The sequence below is a fragment of the Erwinia aphidicola genome (assembly GCF_014773485.1).
GTDB lineage: Bacteria > Pseudomonadota > Gammaproteobacteria > Enterobacterales > Enterobacteriaceae > Erwinia > Erwinia aphidicola.
Genome location: NZ_JACXBP010000006.1, coordinates 180,011 through 199,488, shown reverse-complemented (window position 1 = coordinate 199,488; position 19,478 = coordinate 180,011). Strand labels below are relative to the sequence as shown.

The 19,478-nt window shown below is 61.9% G+C and carries 2 protein-coding genes; both read left to right on the top strand.

From position 1 onward, the window contains the following. Positions 1–5 precede the first annotated feature (5 nt). Positions 6–1,373, top strand: coding sequence for a TolC family outer membrane protein (locus tag ID864_RS15740; RefSeq protein ID WP_396018884.1), 1,368 nt, complete (start codon positions 6–8; stop codon positions 1,371–1,373). Between the two features lie 96 nt (positions 1,374–1,469). Then, positions 1,470–19,457, top strand: a complete 17,988-nt coding sequence (locus ID864_RS15735) for an Ig-like domain-containing protein (protein WP_224750528.1) — start codon at positions 1,470–1,472, stop codon at positions 19,455–19,457. Positions 19,458–19,478 lie beyond the last annotated feature (21 nt).

Below are 19,478 nucleotides of genomic sequence, written 5' to 3'. Positions count from 1 at the left end.
ATTCAATGACATGGATTGTAAAATTATTTAATAACAGCTTACAAAAAATCTGTATTTTAATTGTTTTCTTGACGTTCCCGTATATCGCCAATGCCGTCGTATCAGGGCACGCAGATCGGTGGGCCAATCCGCCATCGATGAAAAGTATGGCGTCGGTAGATCTGAAAACCGCTATTTTGCAGGCGTTTTCACGCAGTCCGTCGGTTACGCAACAGGCGTACCAAATGGGGATCGGCCAGGCGCAGATCCGCGAAGCGCAAAGTGCGTGGTTTCCGCAGGTCGGTCTGACCGCCAATACCGGCAATTCGACCCAGCAGGATACCTTCAACAATATGAATAATGCCGCTGCCTACGGCCTGACGCTGTCGCAGCTTGTCTACGACTTTGGTAAAACCAACGCCAGCATTAACCAGCAGAAATCTGCGCAGGAAAGTTATCGCTACAAATTGTTGGCGACACTGTCTGACGTCGCTGAGCAAACGGCGACGGCGTACCTGGATGTGCTGAAATATCAGGATCTGACCAAAGCGGTGGAGGATAACATTACGGCGCTGGAGGATGTCCGCCGCATGTCGTCATTACGTGCCGATGCCGGATTAAGCACGCGCTCAGATGTGCTGCAGGCGCAGTCGCGTATTTCCGGAATGCGCTCGACGCTTAAACAATACCAGGCCAGCCTGTCAGCGGCGAAAGCGCAACTCGCCTCGCTCACGGGTGTGCGAGCCAGCCATTATCAGTCCATTGCCGCGGTGAATCTCGATACTCCAGTGCTGCCGGATAATATCGATTATTCCAAAGTGCCCTCGGTACTGTACGCGCAGGCGCAACAGGAATCGGCGTCATTTGAAGTCAATAAGGCGAAGGCGGATTATTTGCCTACCCTGAGTTTACAGGCGAGTCGAACGCGTTACGAAACCACGAATAATCCGTACTGGAATAATCAGATCCAGTTACACGTGAATGCGCCGCTTTATCAGGGCGGTGCGGTGTCGGCTCGCGTCAGTCAGGCTGAAGGGCATAAAAATATTGCCGCCACGCTGGTCGATCAGGCCAAGCTGGATGTGATGCAAAAAGCTTCAGTGGCTTATGCCAACTGGGCTGGCGCTGAAGGGCAGGCGCAGGCCAGTGCTGAACAGCTACAGGATTCTGTCCGCTCGCGCGATGTGTACAAGAGCGAATATAAGCTCAATCAGCGCACGCTGAACGATCTGCTTAGCGTCGAGCAGGAGGTATTTCAGGCGCAGTTTTCGCAAATCAGTGCGAAATATGACAGTTGGTATTCACTGATAAATTACACCACGGCCGTCAACGAGTTATTAACTCAGCTCGGTATTAATCAGAGTGGGAGTCAGTCACTACCTGATTTGAAATAAAGTCAGTTATGCACGCAAATTCAATACCCTTTTGACGGTATTGTTTTAACACCAGTCAGATATACAAGGAATGGACACAATATCATGAGCAGAACCATGGATATTATCTCTCGTAAAACGTCGCTTAAAAATACTTTCACTGCAGAAGGTAACACCGCTGTTGCGATGAATGAATCCGGCATTGTCGTTATTCACGACGCAGTAAAGAATGTCGCCAGCTACGAACGCAGTGGCAACGATCTGCTTATTCATATGCAGGATGGATCGGTCATTCGCTGCGTAGGATATTTCGAGAATATTGGTGAGAAAGACGAGAATAAACTGGTCTTTCAGGATGAAAATCAGCAGATGACGGAGGTGAATTTCACCGACGCCACTGCGCCTCATGATACCCCGGCGTTTGCGCTGACGGCGGTGGAAACCCCACTGCCGGGCATTGATCCGCTGCTGCTCAGCACCGCCGAAGTCACCGTGGAGTGGCCGTATCTGCTGGCCGGTGTGCTGGGCGCAGGCGCGGCCGGGGCGCTGCTCGGCCACGGCGGCGGCAGTGACGGAAAAACCGAAGTCATTGATAACACTCAGGCGGTGGAAGTCGCAAAACCGACTTTCCTCGTGACCGACACGCAGGGCGACAGTCAGGGTATTCTTGCTAATCAGGCCGTGACTGACGATACCCGACCCACCTTCAGCGGTACCGGCTATCCGGGCGCGGAGATTTCGATTGTCGATGCCAGCGGCCATGTGATTGCCACAGCCATCGTCGGCACCAACGGCCAGTGGACAGCGCAGCTCGCCGCGCAGAGCGCCGGCGCGCACACCTGGGTCGTGGTGCAGGAGAGCAACGGCTCGACCACCAGCGCCGGGTCGATCACTCTGAACATCGTTACCGCGCAGGCTTCCCTTACCCTCGACACCGTGGCGGGGGACAACGTGCTGAACGCGGCCGAAGCGGGCGCGGACGTTGCCATTTCCGGTCAGAGCGCCAATCTGGCGGCGGGTACCACCGTCACCGTTTCCCTTAACGGTAAGGCCTGGCAGACCACCGTTGCGGCGGATGGCAGCTGGACAATCACTGTGCCTGCCGCAGACGCGCAGGCGCTGGCGGACGGTGTCCACACTGTTCAGGTCAGCGGTGTAGACAGCGCTGGCAACACCATCACCTCCGCATCTACGCTGTCAGTGGATACGCAGGCACCTACGCTGACTATTGCCACGCTGGCGGGCGACGATATTCTGAATGCAGCCGAAGCGGGTCACGATCTGACCGTCAGCGGCACCTCAAATGCCGAAGCCGGGCAGGTGGTGACGCTGGTGCTCAACGGAGTGACCTATACCGCAAGCGTTGAGGCAAACGGTAACTGGTCAGTGAATGTTCCGGCTGCACAGGCGGGCGCGCTGGCAGACGGCAGTGTTACGCTGAGCGCCTCCGTCAGCGATGCGGCGGGTAACCGCACATCTACCACGCACGATCTGCGCGTTGACACCACCGTGCCGGTCGTGACCATCAACACCATCGCCGGTGACAACATCCTTAACAGCCTCGAACAGGCTCAGGCGCAGATGGTCAGCGGAAGCAGCACCGGCGGCGAAGCGGGCGATACTGTCACGCTGAGCATCAACGGCCAGACTTACACCACGACGCTTGCCGCCGACGGCACATGGAGCATCGGTTTACCGGCATCCGTGTTCAGCGCGCTGGCCGACGGCAGCTATGATGTGAACGTCAGCATCACTGATAAAGCGGGTAACACCGGCAGTCAGAACGCGACCGTGGTGCTGTCGTCCGAACTGCCGCAACTGACGATTGATACCGTCGCCTTTGAGAATGTGGTTAACGCCGAAGCCAAAGGCCAGGCGCTGGAGGTGACCGGGACCAGCAACAGCGCTGAGGGTACGCAGATCGCTCTGACCCTTAACGGCGTGGAGTACACCACCACCGTCGTCAGCGGCGGCAACTGGTCGGTCAGCATTCCGGCCAGCGACGTCGCAAAGCTCGGCGAAGCCCATTACACCCTGACGGCAGTCAGCACAGACGCCGAGGGCAATACCGGCACTGCGTCGCATCAGGTGCAGGTGGATTCCGTGCTGCCTGTCGTCACGGTTAACGTGACTGCAGGCGATGACATCATCAATGCCACTGAAATCACCGCTGACCAGGCTCTGAGCGGCAGAGTGACCCATGCGGCGGCGGGCGATACCGTGATTGTGACGCTGGGTGGCAACACCTACCAGGCCACCGTGCAGGACGACCTGAGCTGGAGCGTCAGCGTTCCGGCGGCTGATTTGCAGGCGCTGGGCGACGGTGATTTAACCGTCAGCGCGAGCGTCACCAATCAGCACGGCAACAGCGGTCGCGGCGATCGCGAGATTATCATCGACGCCGGTTTGCCGGGCCTGCGCATCGATACCATTGCGGGCGACGACATTGTCAACAGCATCGAAATCAGTCAGAACCAGATCATCAGCGGCACCAGCTCTGATATCGCCGAAGGCAGCAGCGTCACCGTCAGCATAAACGGCATCGATTATCATGCTACGGTCGGCGCGAACGGCAGCTGGTCTGCGGCGATTCCGGCATCGGACGTCGCCAGCTGGCCTGCGGGCGCGCTAAGCGTTAGCGTCACCGGCTCCGACACGTCGGGCAACAGCGTCAGCATTGCCAATATCATCAACGTGGATCTGAGCAGCGTGGCGATTGCCATTGATAGCGTTGCGCTGGATAACGTGCTAAATGCGGCTGAAAAAGCGGCGGATGTCACACTTAGCGGTACCACGCAGGGCGTGGAGGCTGGCCAGAGCGTGACGATTAATTTCGCGGATGGCACTTATCACGCCAGCGTGCAGGCCGACGGCAGCTGGAGCGTCACCGTTCCGGCGGCAGATATCCGCAATCTGAAAGACGGCGACACCACGGTAAGTGTCAGCGTGACCAACGTGGCGGGCAACAACGCCAGCGCCGCGCAGGATGTCACCGTGGATACCGCTGCGCCAACGCTGACCATCAACACCATCGCCGGTGATAACGTGCTCAACGGCGCGGAAGCGGGGGCGGACGTGGCGATCGGCGGAACCTCCACCGCCGAAGCCGGCCAGCGGGTCACCCTGACGCTTAACGGCCAGACCTACACCGCGAGCGTGGCGGCGGACGGTACCTGGAGCACGGCGGTTCCGGCGGCAGATGCAGCAGGGCTGAACGACGGCATCTATACCGTTAGCGCCAGCGTCAGCGATATCGCCGGTAACAGCACCGGCGTGACCAGCGCGTTACTGGTGGACTTTACTGCGCCAACGCTGGTCATCAACACCGTTTCTGCAGACGACATTATTAACGCGCATGAACACCAGCAGAACCTCATCATCAGCGGTTCATCTATTGGCGTTCCGGCGGGCGGCCTGGTCACCGTGGTCATCGACGGCAGCAGCTACACCGCTGCGGTGGATGCCAGCGGCAACTGGGGCGTCGGCGTGCCTGCCGCCGTGGTCAGCGGTCTGGCGGACGGCAGCCACACCATTACCGCCACTGGCGCCGATGCGGCGGGCAATCCGGGGTCAGCCTCGCACGTGGTGACCGTAGAGACCGCCGCGCCGGTGCTGACCATCAGTACCGTGGCGGCTGACGACGTGATCAACGCCATCGAGAAAGGCGAAGCCCTGACGGTGAGCGGCACCAGCAGCGGCGCGGACGGTTCCACCGTGACGCTGAACCTGAACGGCAAAGACTACTCTGCCAGCGTCAGCGGCGGCGCGTGGACGCTGAACGTTCCGGCGGCGGATGTGGCTCAGTTCGGCGAAGCGAATTACAGCCTGACCGCCTCCACCGTTGATGCCGCAGGCAACACCGGCAGCACGACGCACGGCGTACTGGTCGACAGCGCGCTGCCCTCTGTGACCCTCAGCGCGATTGCGGGCGATGACATCATCAACGCAGCCGAAGTGGCGGCCGATCAGACCCTGAGCGGGCGCGTGACTAACGCGGCGGCCGGGGACACCGTCACCGTTACGCTCGGCGGCCACACCTACGAAGCCAAAGTGCAGGCGGATCTGAGCTGGAGCGTCAGCGTTCCGGCGGCCGATTTGCAGGCGCTGGGCGACGGCGACCTGACCGTCAGCGCGAGCGTCACCAACCAGCACGGCAATACCGGCAGCGGCGATCGCCAGATCGTCATCGACGCCGGTTTGCCGGGCCTGCGCATCAATACCGTTGCCGGCGACGATATCGTCAACAGCATCGAGATTAATCAAAACCAGATCATCAGCGGCACCAGTTCTGATATCGCCGCGGGCAGCAGCGTCACCGTGACCGTCAACGGCACCGACTATCATGCCACGGTCGGCGCCAACGGCAGCTGGTCGGCGGCGATTCCGGCGGCAGACGTGGCGAAGTGGCCTGCGGGTCAGCTGACGATCGCCGTCAGCGGCGCGGACGCCTCCGGTAACCCGGTGACCATCACGCAAAACATCACCGTCGATCTGAGCAGCGTAGCGATCGGCGTCGATACCATTGCCAGCGACGACATCATTAACGCGGCGGAAAAAGCGGCGGATCTGACCCTGAGCGGCACCACGCTGAATGTCGAAGCCGGTCGCGATGTGACCGTTAACTTTGCCGGTCATCAGTACACCACCCGCGTGCAGGCCGACGGCAGCTGGAGCGTTACCGTCCCGGCAGCGGACATGGCGGCGCTGAAAGAGGGCGACGCAACGGTGTCCGTGAGCGTGAGCAACGCGGCGGGCAACGGCGCCACGGCGGCAAATACGGCGCTGGTGGATGCGACAGCGCCAACGCTGACCATCAACACCATCGCCGGTGATAACGTGCTTAACGGCGCGGAAGCGGGGGCGGACGTGGCGATCGGCGGAACGTCCACCGCCGAAGCCGGTCAGCAGGTCACCCTGACGCTTAACGGCCAGACCTACACGGCGAGCGTGGCGGCGGACGGCACCTGGAGCACGGCGGTTCCGGCGGCAGATGCGGCAGGGCTGACCGACGGAACCTATACCGTGAGCGCCAGCGTCAGCGATATCGCCGGTAACCGCACCGGCGCGAGTGCTTCGCTGCAGGTGGACGTGACCGCGCCAACGCTTGCCATCAACACCGTTTCTGCCGACGACATTATTAACGTGCATGAACACCAGCAGAACCTTATCATCAGCGGTTCATCTACCGGCGTTCCGGCGGGCGGCCTGGTCACCGTGGTCATCGGCGGCAGCAGCTACACCGCTGCGGTGGATGCCAGCGGCAACTGGAGCCTCGGCGTGCCTGCCGCCGTGGTTAGCGGTCTGGCGGACGGCAGCCACACCATTACCGCCACCGTCGCCGATGCGGCGGGCAATCCGGGTTCAGCCTCGCACGTGGTGACCGTAGACACCGCCGCGCCGGTGCTGACCATCAGTACCGTGGCGGCTGACGACGTGATCAACGCCATGGAAAAAGGCGAAGCCCTGACGGTGAGCGGCACCAGCAGCGGCGCGGACGGTTCCACCGTGACGCTGAACCTGAACGGCAAAGACTACTCTGCCAGCGTCAGCGGCGGCGCGTGGACGCTGAACGTTCCGGCGGCGGATGTGGCTCAGCTCGGCGAAGCGAATTACAGCCTGACCGCCTCCACCGTTGATGCCGCAGGCAACACCGGCAGCACGACGCACGGCGTACTGGTCGACAGCGCGCTGCCGTCGGTGACCCTCAGCGCGATTGCGGGCGATGACATTATCAACGCAGCCGAAGTGGCGGCAGGCCAGACCCTGAGCGGGCGCGTGACCAACGCGGCGGCCGGGGACACCGTCACCGTTACGCTCGGCGGTCACACCTACCAGGCCGAAGTGCAGGCGGACCTGAGCTGGAGCGTCAGCGTTCCGGCGGCCGATTTGCAGGCGCTGGGCGACGGCGATCTGACCGTCAGCGCGAGCGTCACCAACCAGCACGGCAATACCGGCAGCGGCGATCGCCAGATCGGTATCGACGCCGGATTGCCGGGCCTGCGCATCAATACCGTTGCCGGTGACGACATCGTCAACAGCATCGAGATTAATCAAAACCAGATCATCAGCGGCACCAGCACTGGCCTGACCGCGGGCAGCAGCGTCACCGTCACGGTTAACGGCGTTGAGTACCACGCGAGCGTGACCGCCAACGGCAGCTGGTCGGCGGCGGTTCCGGCAGCGGACGTTGCCAGCTGGCCTGCGGGTGCGCTGACGGTATCCGTTACCGGCACCAGTTCAGCCGGAAACAGCGTCACGATTTCAAACGATATCAACGTCGATCTCGCCAGTGTGGCGATCAGCGTCGATACCATTGCCAGCGACGGCGTCATTAACGCGGCGGAGAAAGCGGCGGATCTGACCCTGAGCGGCACCACGATGAATGTCGAAGCCGGTCGCGATGTGAGCGTTAACTTTGCCGGTCATCAGTACACCACCCGCGTGCAGGCCGACGGCAGCTGGAGCGTTACCGTCCCGGCAGCGGACATGGCGGCGCTGAAAGAGGGCGACGCAACGGTGTCCGTGAGCGTGAGCAACGCGGCGGGCAACGGCGCCACGGCGGCAAATACGGCGCTGGTGGATGCGACAGCGCCAACGCTGACCATCAACACCATCGCCGGTGATAACGTGCTTAACGGCGCGGAAGCGGGGGCGGACGTGGCGATCGGCGGAACGTCCACCGCCGAAGCCGGTCAGCAGGTCACCCTGACGCTTAACGGCCAGACCTACACGGCGAGCGTGGCGGCGGACGGGACGTGGAGCACCACGCTACCGGCGGCAGATGCGGCAGGGCTGGCTGACGGAACCTATACCCTGAGCGCCAGCGTCAGCGATATCGCCGGTAACAGCAGCCGCGCCAGCGGCTCATTGCAGGTTGACGCGACCGCGCCGGAAGTGACCATCAACACCCTCGCCGGTGACGACGTCATTAACAGCACCGAACACGCGCAGGCGCTGGTGATCAGCGGCAGCAGTACGGGTACGGTGAGCGGTAACATCGTGAACGTGGTGATCGACGGCCATAGCTATAACACCGTGGTGGATGCCAGCGGCAACTGGAGCGTCGGCGTACCGGCCAGCATCATCAGCGGCCTCGCGGACGGCAGCTATAAGGTCACCGCCAGCGCGACAGACACCGCCGGTAACGTCGGTTCGGCCGGGCAAAACGTGGTGGTCAATACCGCCGCGCCGGTCTTTACCATCAACGACATGGCAGGCGGCGACAACATTCTTAACGCCACCGAAGCGCTTTCAACGCTGACCATCACCGGCACCGTGACCGGTCTGATGGATGGCGTGACGGTTATCGTTACGCTTAACGGTCTGGAGTATCAGGGCACCGTGACCGACGGCGCATGGAGCGCGGACATTCCGGCCAGCGATCTGGCGAATCTGGGCCAGGCGTTGTATCAGGTTAGCGTGCGCGGCACCGATGATGTCGGCAACAGCGGGTCAGTGAGCAAAGGGCTGCAAACTTCCTCCGACAGCCCGGCGGTGACCATCAACGTGGTGGCCGGTGATGACATCATCAACGCCACCGAAGTGAAGGCCGATCAGGCGATCGGCGGCACCGTTATCCATGCGGAAGCGGGACAGCAGGTGACCGTCACCGTGGGTGGAAAAACGTATTACGCCACCGTCGAAGATGATTTTACGTGGAGCCTGACGATCCCTGCCGCCGATCTTGCTGCCATGGGCGACGGCGCGCTGAAAGTCTCCGCAACGGTGACCAATATCAGCGGCAACACCGGATCCGGTGAGCGCGACATTGCTATTGACGCCGCGATCCCCGGCCTGCGCATCAATACCGTTGCCGGTGACGACATCGTCAACAGCATCGAGATCAATCAGAATCAGATCATCAGCGGCACCAGCAGCGGCCTGACCGCGGGCAGCAGCGTTACCGTCACGGTTAACGGCGTTGAGTACCACGCGACCGTGACCGCCAACGGCAGCTGGTCAGCGGCGGTTCCGGCAGCGGACGTTGCCAGCTGGCCTGCGGGCGCGCTGACGGTATCCGTTACCGGCACCAGTTCAGCCGGAAACAGCGTCACGATTTCAAACGATATCACCGTCGATCTCGCCAGTGTGGCGATTGCTATCGACACTGTCGCGGCCGATGACATCATTAACGCGGCGGAGAAAGCGGCGGACCTGACCCTGAGCGGCACCACGCTGAATGTCGAAGCTGGTCAGAAGGTCACGGTGATTTTCGCCGGTCATAGCTATACCGCGCAGGTAGAAACGGACGGCAGCTGGAGCGTCACCGTTCCGGCAGCGAGCATGGCGGCGCTGAAAGACGGCGACGCAACGGTGTCCGTGAGCGTGACTAACGCGGCGGGCAACGGCGCCACGGCAGCGCATACCGTGGAAGTGGATACCGCTGCGCCAACCCTGACCATCAACACCATCGCTGGTGATAACGTGCTCAACGGCGCGGAAGCGGGGGCGGACGTGGCGATCGGCGGAACCTCCACCGCCGAAGCCGGCCAGCAGGTCACCCTGACGCTTAACGGCCAGAGCTACACGGCGAGCGTGGCGGCAGACGGCACCTGGAGCACCACGATACCGGCGGCCAGTGCAGGTGCGTTGACTGACGGAACCTATACCGTGAGCGCCAGCGTCAGCGATATCGCCGGTAACCGCACCGGCGCGAATGGTTCGCTGCAGGTGGACGTGACCGCGCCAACGCTTGCCATCAACACCGTTTCTGCAGACGACATTGTCAACGCCCATGAACACCAGCAGAACCTTATCATCAGCGGTTCATCTACCGGCGTTCCGGCGGGTGGCCTGGTCACCGTGGTCATCGACGGCAGCAGCTTCACCGCTGCGGTGGATGCCAGCGGCAACTGGAGCGTCGGTGTGCCTGCCGCCGTGGTCAGCGGTCTGGCGGACGGCAGCCACACCATCACCGCCACTGTCGCCGATGCGGCGGGCAATCCGGGTACAGCCTCGCACGTGGTGATCGTAGACACCGCCGCGCCGGTGCTGACCATCAGTACCGTGGCGGCTGACGACGTGATCAACGCCATGGAAAAAGGCGAAGCCCTGACGGTGAGCGGCACCAGCAGCGGCGCGGACGGTTCCACCGTGACGCTGAACCTGAACGGCAAAGACTACTCTGCCAGCGTCAGCGGCGGCGCGTGGACGCTGAACGTTCCGGCGGCGGATGTGGCTCAGCTCGGCGAAGCGAATTACAGCCTGACCGCCTCCACCGTTGATGCCGCAGGCAACACCGGCAGCACGACGCACGGCGTACTGGTCGACAGCGCGCTGCCGTCGGTGACCCTTAGCGCGATCGCGGGCGATGACATCATCAACGCAGCCGAAGTGGCGGCAGACCAGACCCTGAGCGGGCGCGTGACTAACGCGGCGGCCGGGGACACCGTCACCGTTACGCTCGGCGGTCACACCTACCAGGCCGAAGTGCAGGCGGATCTGAGCTGGAGCGTCAGCGTTCCGGCGGCCGATTTGCAGGCGCTGGGCGACGGCGACCTGACCGTCAGCGCGAGCGTCACCAACCAGCACGGCAATACCGGCAGCGGCGATCGCCAGATCGTCATCGACGCCGGTTTGCCGGGCCTGCGCATCAATACGGTTGCCGGTGATGATATCGTCAACAGCATCGAGATTAATCAAAACCAGATCATCAGCGGCACCAGCACTGATATCGCCGCGGGCAGCAGCGTCACCGTGACCGTCAACGGCACCGATTATGCTGCCACGGTCGGCGCCAACGGCAGCTGGTCGGCGGCGGTTCCGGCGGCAGACGTAGCGAAGTGGCCTGCGGGTCAGCTGGCGATCGCCGTCAGCGGCGCGGATGCCTCCGGAAACCCGGTGACCATCACGCAAAACATCACCGTCGATCTGAGCAGCGTAGCGATCGGCGTCGATACCATTGCCAGCGACGACATCATTAACGCGGCGGAGAAAGCGGCGGATCTGACCCTGAGCGGCACCACGCTGAACGTCGAAGCCGGTCAGAAGGTGACGGTGATTTTCGCCGGTCATAGCTATACCGCGCAGGTAGAAACGGACGGCAGCTGGAGCGTTACCGTCCCGGCAGCGGACATGGCGGCGCTGAAAGAGGGCGACGCAACGGTGTCCGTGAGCGTGAGCAACGCGGCGGGCAACGGCGCCACGGCGGCAAATACGGCGCTGGTGGATGCGACAGCGCCAACGCTGACCATCAACACCATCGCCGGTAATAACGTGCTTAACGGCGCGGAAGCGGGGGCGGACGTGGCGATCGGCGGAACGTCCACCGCCGAAGCCGGTCAGCAGGTCACCCTGACGCTTAACGGCCAGACCTACACGGCGAGCGTGGCGGCAGACGGGACGTGGAGCACCACGCTACCGGCGGCCAGTGCAGGCGCGCTGGCTGACGGAACTTACACCGTGAGCGCCAGCGTCAGCGATATCGCCGGTAACCGCACCGGGGCGACCAGCGCGTTGCTGGTTGACGCGACCGCGCCGGTGGTGACCATCAACACCATCGCCGGTGACGACGTCATTAACAGCACCGAACACGCGCAGGCGCAGGTGATCAGCGGCAGCAGTACGGGTACGGTCAGCGGTAACAGCGTGAGCGTGATGATCGACGGCCATACCTATAACACCGTGGTGGATGCCAGCGGCAACTGGAGCGTCGGCGTACCGGCCAGCGCGATCGGCGGGATCTCTGACGGCACTTACACCGTGAGCGTCAGCATCACTGACAGCGCCGGTAACACCGGTTCGCAGACGCACAATGTGACCGTAGATACCGGCCTGCCGGGCCTCAGCATTGACGCTATCGCGCAGGACAACGTACTCAACGCCGTCGAAAAAGGTGCAGATCTGACGATTTCCGGCACCGGCAGCAACCTGAGTGACGGCACTCAGGTTAGCGTCACGCTGAACGGCGTCACTTACAGCGCGCAAATTGCTGCGGGCGTCTGGAGCCTGACCGTTCCGGCCAGCGCACTGGCAGCGCTTGGGGAAGCCAACTACACCGTAACAGCCAGCGCCAACAGCGATGTCGGCAACGCCATCACCGAAAGCGCTAACCTGCTGGTTGATACCTCGCTGCCTTCCGTCATCATTAATGCTGTGGCGGGCGATAACATCATCAACGCAGCCGAAGCGGCGGCAGGCCAGACCCTGAGCGGGCGCGTGAGCAACGCGGCGGCCGGGGACACCGTCACCGTTACGCTCGGCGGCCACACCTACCAGGCCAAAGTGCAGGCGGATCTGAGCTGGAGCGTCAGCGTTCCGGCGGCCGATTTGCAGGCGCTGGGCGACGGCGACCTGACCGTCAGCGCGAGCGTCACCAACCAGCACGGCAATACCGGCAGCGGCGATCGCCAGATCGGTATCGACGCCGGTTTGCCGGGCCTGCGCATCAATACGGTTGCCGGTGACGACATCGTCAACAGCATCGAGATTAATCAAAACCAGATCATCAGCGGCACCAGCTCTGATATCGCCGCGGGCAGCAGCGTCACCGTGACCGTCAACGGCACCGATTATGCTGCCACGGTCGGCGCCAACGGCAGCTGGTCGGCGGCGGTTCCGGCGGCAGACGTGGCGAAGTGGCCTGCGGGTCAGCTGGCGATCGTCGTCAGCGGCGCGGATGCCTCCGGTAACCCGGTGACCATCACGCAAAACATCACCGTCGATCTGAGCAGCGTAGCGATCAGCGTCGATACCATTGCCAGCGACGGCATCATTAACGCGGCGGAGAAAGCGGCGGATCTGACCCTGAGCGGCACCACGCAGAACGTCGAAGCCGGTCGCGATGTCAGCGTAAACTTTGCCGGTCATCAGTACACCACCCGCGTGCAGGCCGACGGCAGCTGGAGCATCACCGTTGCGGCAGCGGACATGAAGGCGCTGAAAGACGGTGACGCAACGGTGTCCGTGAGCGTGAGCAACGCGGCGGGCAACGGCGCCACGGCGGCAAACACGGCGCAAGTGGATACCGCTGCGCCAACGCTGACCATCAATACCATCGCCGGTAATAACGTGCTTAACGGCGCGGAAGCGAATGCGGACGTGGCGATCGGCGGGACCTCCACCGCCGAAGCTGGTCAGCAGGTCACCCTGACGCTTAACGGCCAGACCTACACGGCGAGCGTGGCGGCAGACGGGACGTGGAGCACCACGCTACCGGCGGCGAGTGCAGGCGCGTTGGCTGACGGAACTTACACCGTGAGCGCCAGCGTCAGCGATATCGCCGGTAACAGCAGCCGCGCCACCGGCTCCTTGCTGGTTGACGTGACCGCGCCGGTGGTAACCATCAATACCGTCGCCGGTGACGATGTGCTGAATACCGCTGAACATGCGCAGGCGCAGGTGATCACCGGTGGCAGCACCGGCACGCAGGCAGGCAATCTGGTGACGCTGGTGATCGACGGCCATACCTACACCACCGTGGTTGACGCCCGCGGCAACTGGAGCATCGGCGTTCCGGCCAGCGCTATCAGCGCATTGGCTTCCGGTGACACGACATTTACGGTCAGCATCACCGATAACGCGGGCAACACCGGCAGCACCGACCATCTGATCACCGTCATGACTGATGCCCTCAGCCTGAGCATCGATACCATTGCGCAGGACGACATTATCAATGCGGCGGAAAAGGGCAACAGCCTGACGCTGTCCGGCAGCAGCGAAAAACTGGTGTCCGGAACAGAGGTGGTCGTCGTGCTGAACGGCAAAACCTACACTGTGCAGGTGGATGTCAAAGGTGACTGGACGCTAAGCATACCGGCGAGCGATGTGGCGAAACTGACTGACGGTTATTACACCGTAACAGCCAGCGCCAGCGATACGGCAGGCAACCCGGTCAGCGCCACGCATGACGTGACGGTTGATACCACCGCACCGGCGCTGCTGATCAACCCGATCGCCGCGGACGGGATCCTGAATGCAGCGGAGCTGGGTCAGGCGTTAACCCTGAGCGGCACCACGACGGCGCAGGCGGGGCAAACGGTGCACGTGACGCTGAACAGCGTCACTTATACCACGCAGGTGAGCGCCGACGGCCTCTGGTCGGTGCAGGTTCCGCAAAATGACGTTGCGGCCCTGCAGGACGGCACGCTGACGGTCACCGCCAGCACCAGCGACGTGGCCGGGAACCCGGCGTCGGCGAATGCGTCGGTGATTGTCGATAGCCTCGCGCCGACCCTGACCATCAACACCATTGCCGGTGATGACATCATCAACTCCGCCGAGCAGCATGCCGGTCAGGCGATCGGCGGGACAACCAGCGCGGAAGCCGGTCAGACGGTGACCGTCACATTTAATCACCGTGAGTATCACGCTACGGTGGCCTCTGACGGCACCTGGAGTGTGACCGTTCCGGCGGCGGATTTCCTCGGCGCGGCGGACGGCAGCTATACCGTCAGCGCATCCGTCAGTGATGTGGCGGGCAACCCGGTGTCGGCAGCATCGTCCGTTACCCTGAGCGGTGAGATGCCAACCATAAGCATCAACACCTTCGCGCAGGACGACGTGGTGAACGCCGCCGAGCACGGCACTTCGCTCGCTATCAGCGGCACCACCACCGCACCGGCGAACAGCCTCGTCACCGTGACGCTCAACGGGCAGACGTACACCACTTCGGTCGCGGCGGATCTGAGCTGGACGCTCAACCTCAGCGCCAACGCGGTGTCAGCGCTGGCGGATGGCAATAACTACGCAATCACCGCTTCCGTCACCAACAGTATCGGCAACACCGGCAGCGACATCCACGAGATTGCCGTGGATACCACGGCGCCGTCGATGACCATCACCATTGATTCGCTGAGTGAAGACACCGGGCGCAGCAATACGGACTTTGTCACCAGCGACAACACCATCACGCTGAAAGGCGGGCTGAGTGCGGCGCTGGGCAATGCCGAGTCGGCGCAAATCAGCCTCGACGGCGGCATCAGCTGGCAGACGCTCACCGTGGTGGGCACCACGTGGAGTTATGCCCCGGGCAGCGCGCTGGCGGACGGGTCATACACCTATAACGTCCGGGTGATTGATGCGGCGGGGAACGTCGGTTCGACGGCGACGAAAACGGTGGTTATTGACACCGTAGCGCCAACGGCCAGCCAGTCGATCACTATCGATGCGGTTTCGCAGGATACCGGCCTGAGCAGTACTGATTTCATCACCAGCGATAACACCATCAACCTGCGCGGCACGCTGGGCGCGGCGCTGAATGCGGATGAATATGCGCAGATCAGCATCGACGGCGGCACCACCTGGAAAGATGTCAATATCAGTGGCCTGACGTGGACCTATATCGACAGCCGCACGCTGGCCGATGGCGACTACAACTATCAGATGCGCGTGGTAGATCTGGCCGGTAACGTCGGCGCAACCGCCAGTCAGGTGGTGACCATCGACACCGTCGCCCCGGACAGCAGTAAAACCATCAGCATTGATGCTGTCAGCAACGACACCGGTCTGAGCAGCAGCGATTTCGTCACCAGCGACACTTCGCTGACCGTGAGCGGCACGCTCGGCGCGACGCTGGCGGCGGATGAATATGCGCAGATCAGCCTTGATGGGGGGGTGACGTGGCTCAACACGACCACCATTGGCACGCGCTGGAGGTACGTTGATGACCGCACGCTGACCGATGGGGATTACACCTACTATGTTCGCGTGGTAGATGCCGCCGGTAACGTGGGCAGCATCTCCAGTCAGGTTGTCACCGTGGATACCGTGGCGCCGGACAGCAGCAAAACTGTGACCATCGACAGCATCGCCACCGACACCGGTGTGTCTGCCAGCGATTTCATCACCAGTGATACCTCGCTGACGGTGACCGGTTCTATCGGACAGGCGCTGGGCGCGGGCGAAGTGGTGCAGATCAGCATTGATAACGGCGCGAGCTGGACGACCGTTGCGCTCTCCGGCCTGAAGTGGAGCTATAGCGATGGTCGCACGCTGACCGACGGGCAAACGCTGTATCAGGTACGCGTGGTCGATCAGGCCGGTAACGTCGGCCAGACCGCGCAGCAGGTGGTGACGATTGACACCACTGCGCCATCGCAAGCCATCACCATTGGCGCGATCGGCACCGATACCGGTGATAACAGCCATGATTTCATCACCAGCGATACCACGCTGACGTTCTCCGGCAACCTGAGTGCAACGCTTGCGAGCGATGAATGGGCGCAGATCAGCCTCGATGGCGGTCAGACATGGATTGACGTCGTCACTCGCGGACGCACCTGGAGCTATGACGCGACCGGTACCGCACTCGGCGATGGCGTTTACAACGTGCAGGTGCGGGTGATCGATCTGGCGGGTAACACCGGGGCGGTCGGTTCTCAGCTGGTGACGGTTGATACGCTGAACCCGGAAGCGCAGGCGACTATCGCCAGCTATTCCGACAATAAGGGAGACCGTCAGGGATCGTTCGGTTCCGGCACCCACACCGACGAAACCGCGCCGACGCTGAGCGGCACGCTGAGCAAAGCGCTGGCCGACGGCGAAGTGCTGAAGATCTACCGCAACGGGGTGTACGTTGGCGTCGCGACGGTGGTGGGCCTGGCGTGGACCTTCTCGGACTCCGCGCTGGCGGACGGGACCTATATTTACGTCGCGACCTCGCAGGATCTGGCGGGCAACGTCACATCGTCGTCAGACTTCACCCTGACGGTCGATACCTCGATTCCGACCACGATTGCCACCGTGACCGGTGAATCGACCCAGGATACGACACCGATCATCAGCGGTACGCTATCTGAAGCGTTGGGTGAGGGGATGTATGTACAGGTGGTGGTAAACGGCGTCACCTATACCTCGGAATCCGGCGGTGCGGTGGTGGTCGATCCGATCAACAACACCTGGTATTTGCAGCTGCCGGGTTCTCTGGCGCTGGCGACGTATGACGTGACTGCACAGGTCAGAAGCAGCGCGGGCAACGGTAACGAGGCGGGGATCAGCCACGGTTCTCTGGTGGTTTATGCCGAAACGGCGGTGGACACCAGCTGGGCGAGCACCGCTGGGGCAACCACCACCAATGCGATGGCATTCAGCCTGAACAGCAGTGGCTTGTGGAACGTGGTCACCGGTATCTCTGATTACACCAGCTCTGGTCTGAACAGCTATACCGGCACCACGCTGACCAACTCCCGCGGCAACATCGTGGTGAGTTACACGCTGGCGGATACCGACCGTAATGGCACCTCAGACATTTATGCGACGGAAACCAACTACGGCGGCAGTATCCAGGGCAAATGGACGGCGAACACTGATGGCACTTATACCTACGGTCAGCAGGCTATCGGCACAACCATCTGGTACGGCGGGATCATGGCTTATGACAAAACCGGTGATGGCTGGCTGGACATGGCATACGGCGATGCAGGCGGCGACTCCCGCAGCTATCTGGTCAATAACAACGGCGTGCTGTCGCCAGATGGTACGTACGGAGCGGCTGGTCTTGCCGGGGTCACCTACCGGGAAATTTCCGGCGTGGACATTAACAATGACGGTACGGTCGACATTGTGCAGCATACCAACCGCAGCGGTGCCTATGCGCTGACGGTGATCAACAACAGTGGCACAGGCGCGCTGACGGAAACGCAGAACATCGCCAACGTCTTTGTGCCGAATGCCGCGAACACCACCACGGCCGTCTCAATGACCTGGGCGGATTTCAACGGCGACGGCCTGATGGATTTGTACATTTCCTCCGGTCTGAACCCTAACGGCAGCTACAACTATGGCGGTGCGATTTACTACAACAGCGGGCAGGGAACCTTGCTGACCACGCCAACCGCGGTTGAAACATCGACCACCAATACTGCGTCCGCCGGTTATCTGTCCGCTGCCGTGGACTGGGACGGCGACGGTGACATGGACATCATCAAGTTCAGCACCTATTCGGCCAGCCAGACCGCCCAACTGTATGTTAACGACGGTACCGGCAAAGGCTGGAGCAGCAGCACGCTTGCTTCCTCACTGGTCAACGTGACGGGGATTGCCACCCTCGATTACGACTGGAACGGTACGCAGGATCTGCTGGTGTCGCAGGCAAACGGCAAAGTGGTGTACATCGCCAACAATGCCAGCATTGCGGACGGCACGGCTCTTCACCTGCGCATTCTCGACGGCGAAGGCATGAACGTGTTCTACGGCAATACCGTGCAGCTCTACAACTCCGCCGGTGAACGGGTGGCGTCGCAGATCATCAACGCCCAGTCGGGCGTCGGCGTCAACGACTCCTCGGCGCTGGTGAACTTCTACGGTCTGGATCCGAATGAAACCTATTCGGCGGTGCTGGTGCGCAACATCAACGGCGTGTCCACCGATGCCACCTGGACAGACCTGAGCGCAGGCGACGGCACCAGCAGCTATTCGCTCACCGCAGACGCGGCGAACGGCGGGACCAGCGGCACCCTCACCGGCACCGGCTATAACGACACATTTATCGCTGAAAGCGGCACCTACGTTTACAACGGTGGCGGCGGCTGGAGCAGCTCGTCAGACCATGCGACATGGAGCGCCACCGGCGGTCAGGATATCGTCGATTTTAAAAACGCCACCAGCGGGGTCACGGTAGATCTCAGCAGCAGCAGCGCACAGAACACCGGATTCAACACGGCGACCTTCAAGGATATCGAGGGGATTGCCGGGTCGAATTACGACGATGTTATCACCGGCAGCGCAGGTAATAACGTGTTCGAAGGGCGCGGTGGTAATGACACCTTCAACCTGGGTAAAGGTGGGCACGACACGCTGCTGTACAAGTTGCTGGACAGCAGCGATGCCACCGGCGGCAACGGTGTCGACACCATCAACGGCTTCAAGGTTGGGACCTGGGAAGGGACGGCGAATACCGACCGTCTTGATCTGAGTGACCTGTTGCAGTCGAGCGGGTACAGCGGTACGGCGGACGCCAGCTACGTTAACGGCGTCGCGACGCTGGGTTCAGGCGTTGGCAATCTGGCGAATTACCTGAGCGTAACCACCGAAGGTAACAACACGGTGATTAAGGTTGATCTGGATGGCAGCGGCACGGCGCAGTCGATGACGACCATCGCGACGCTGACCAACGTCCATACCGATCTGGCGACGCTGCTGGCAAACCATCAATTAGTGGTTGGCTAATTAACGGTAAATGGAAGGCGG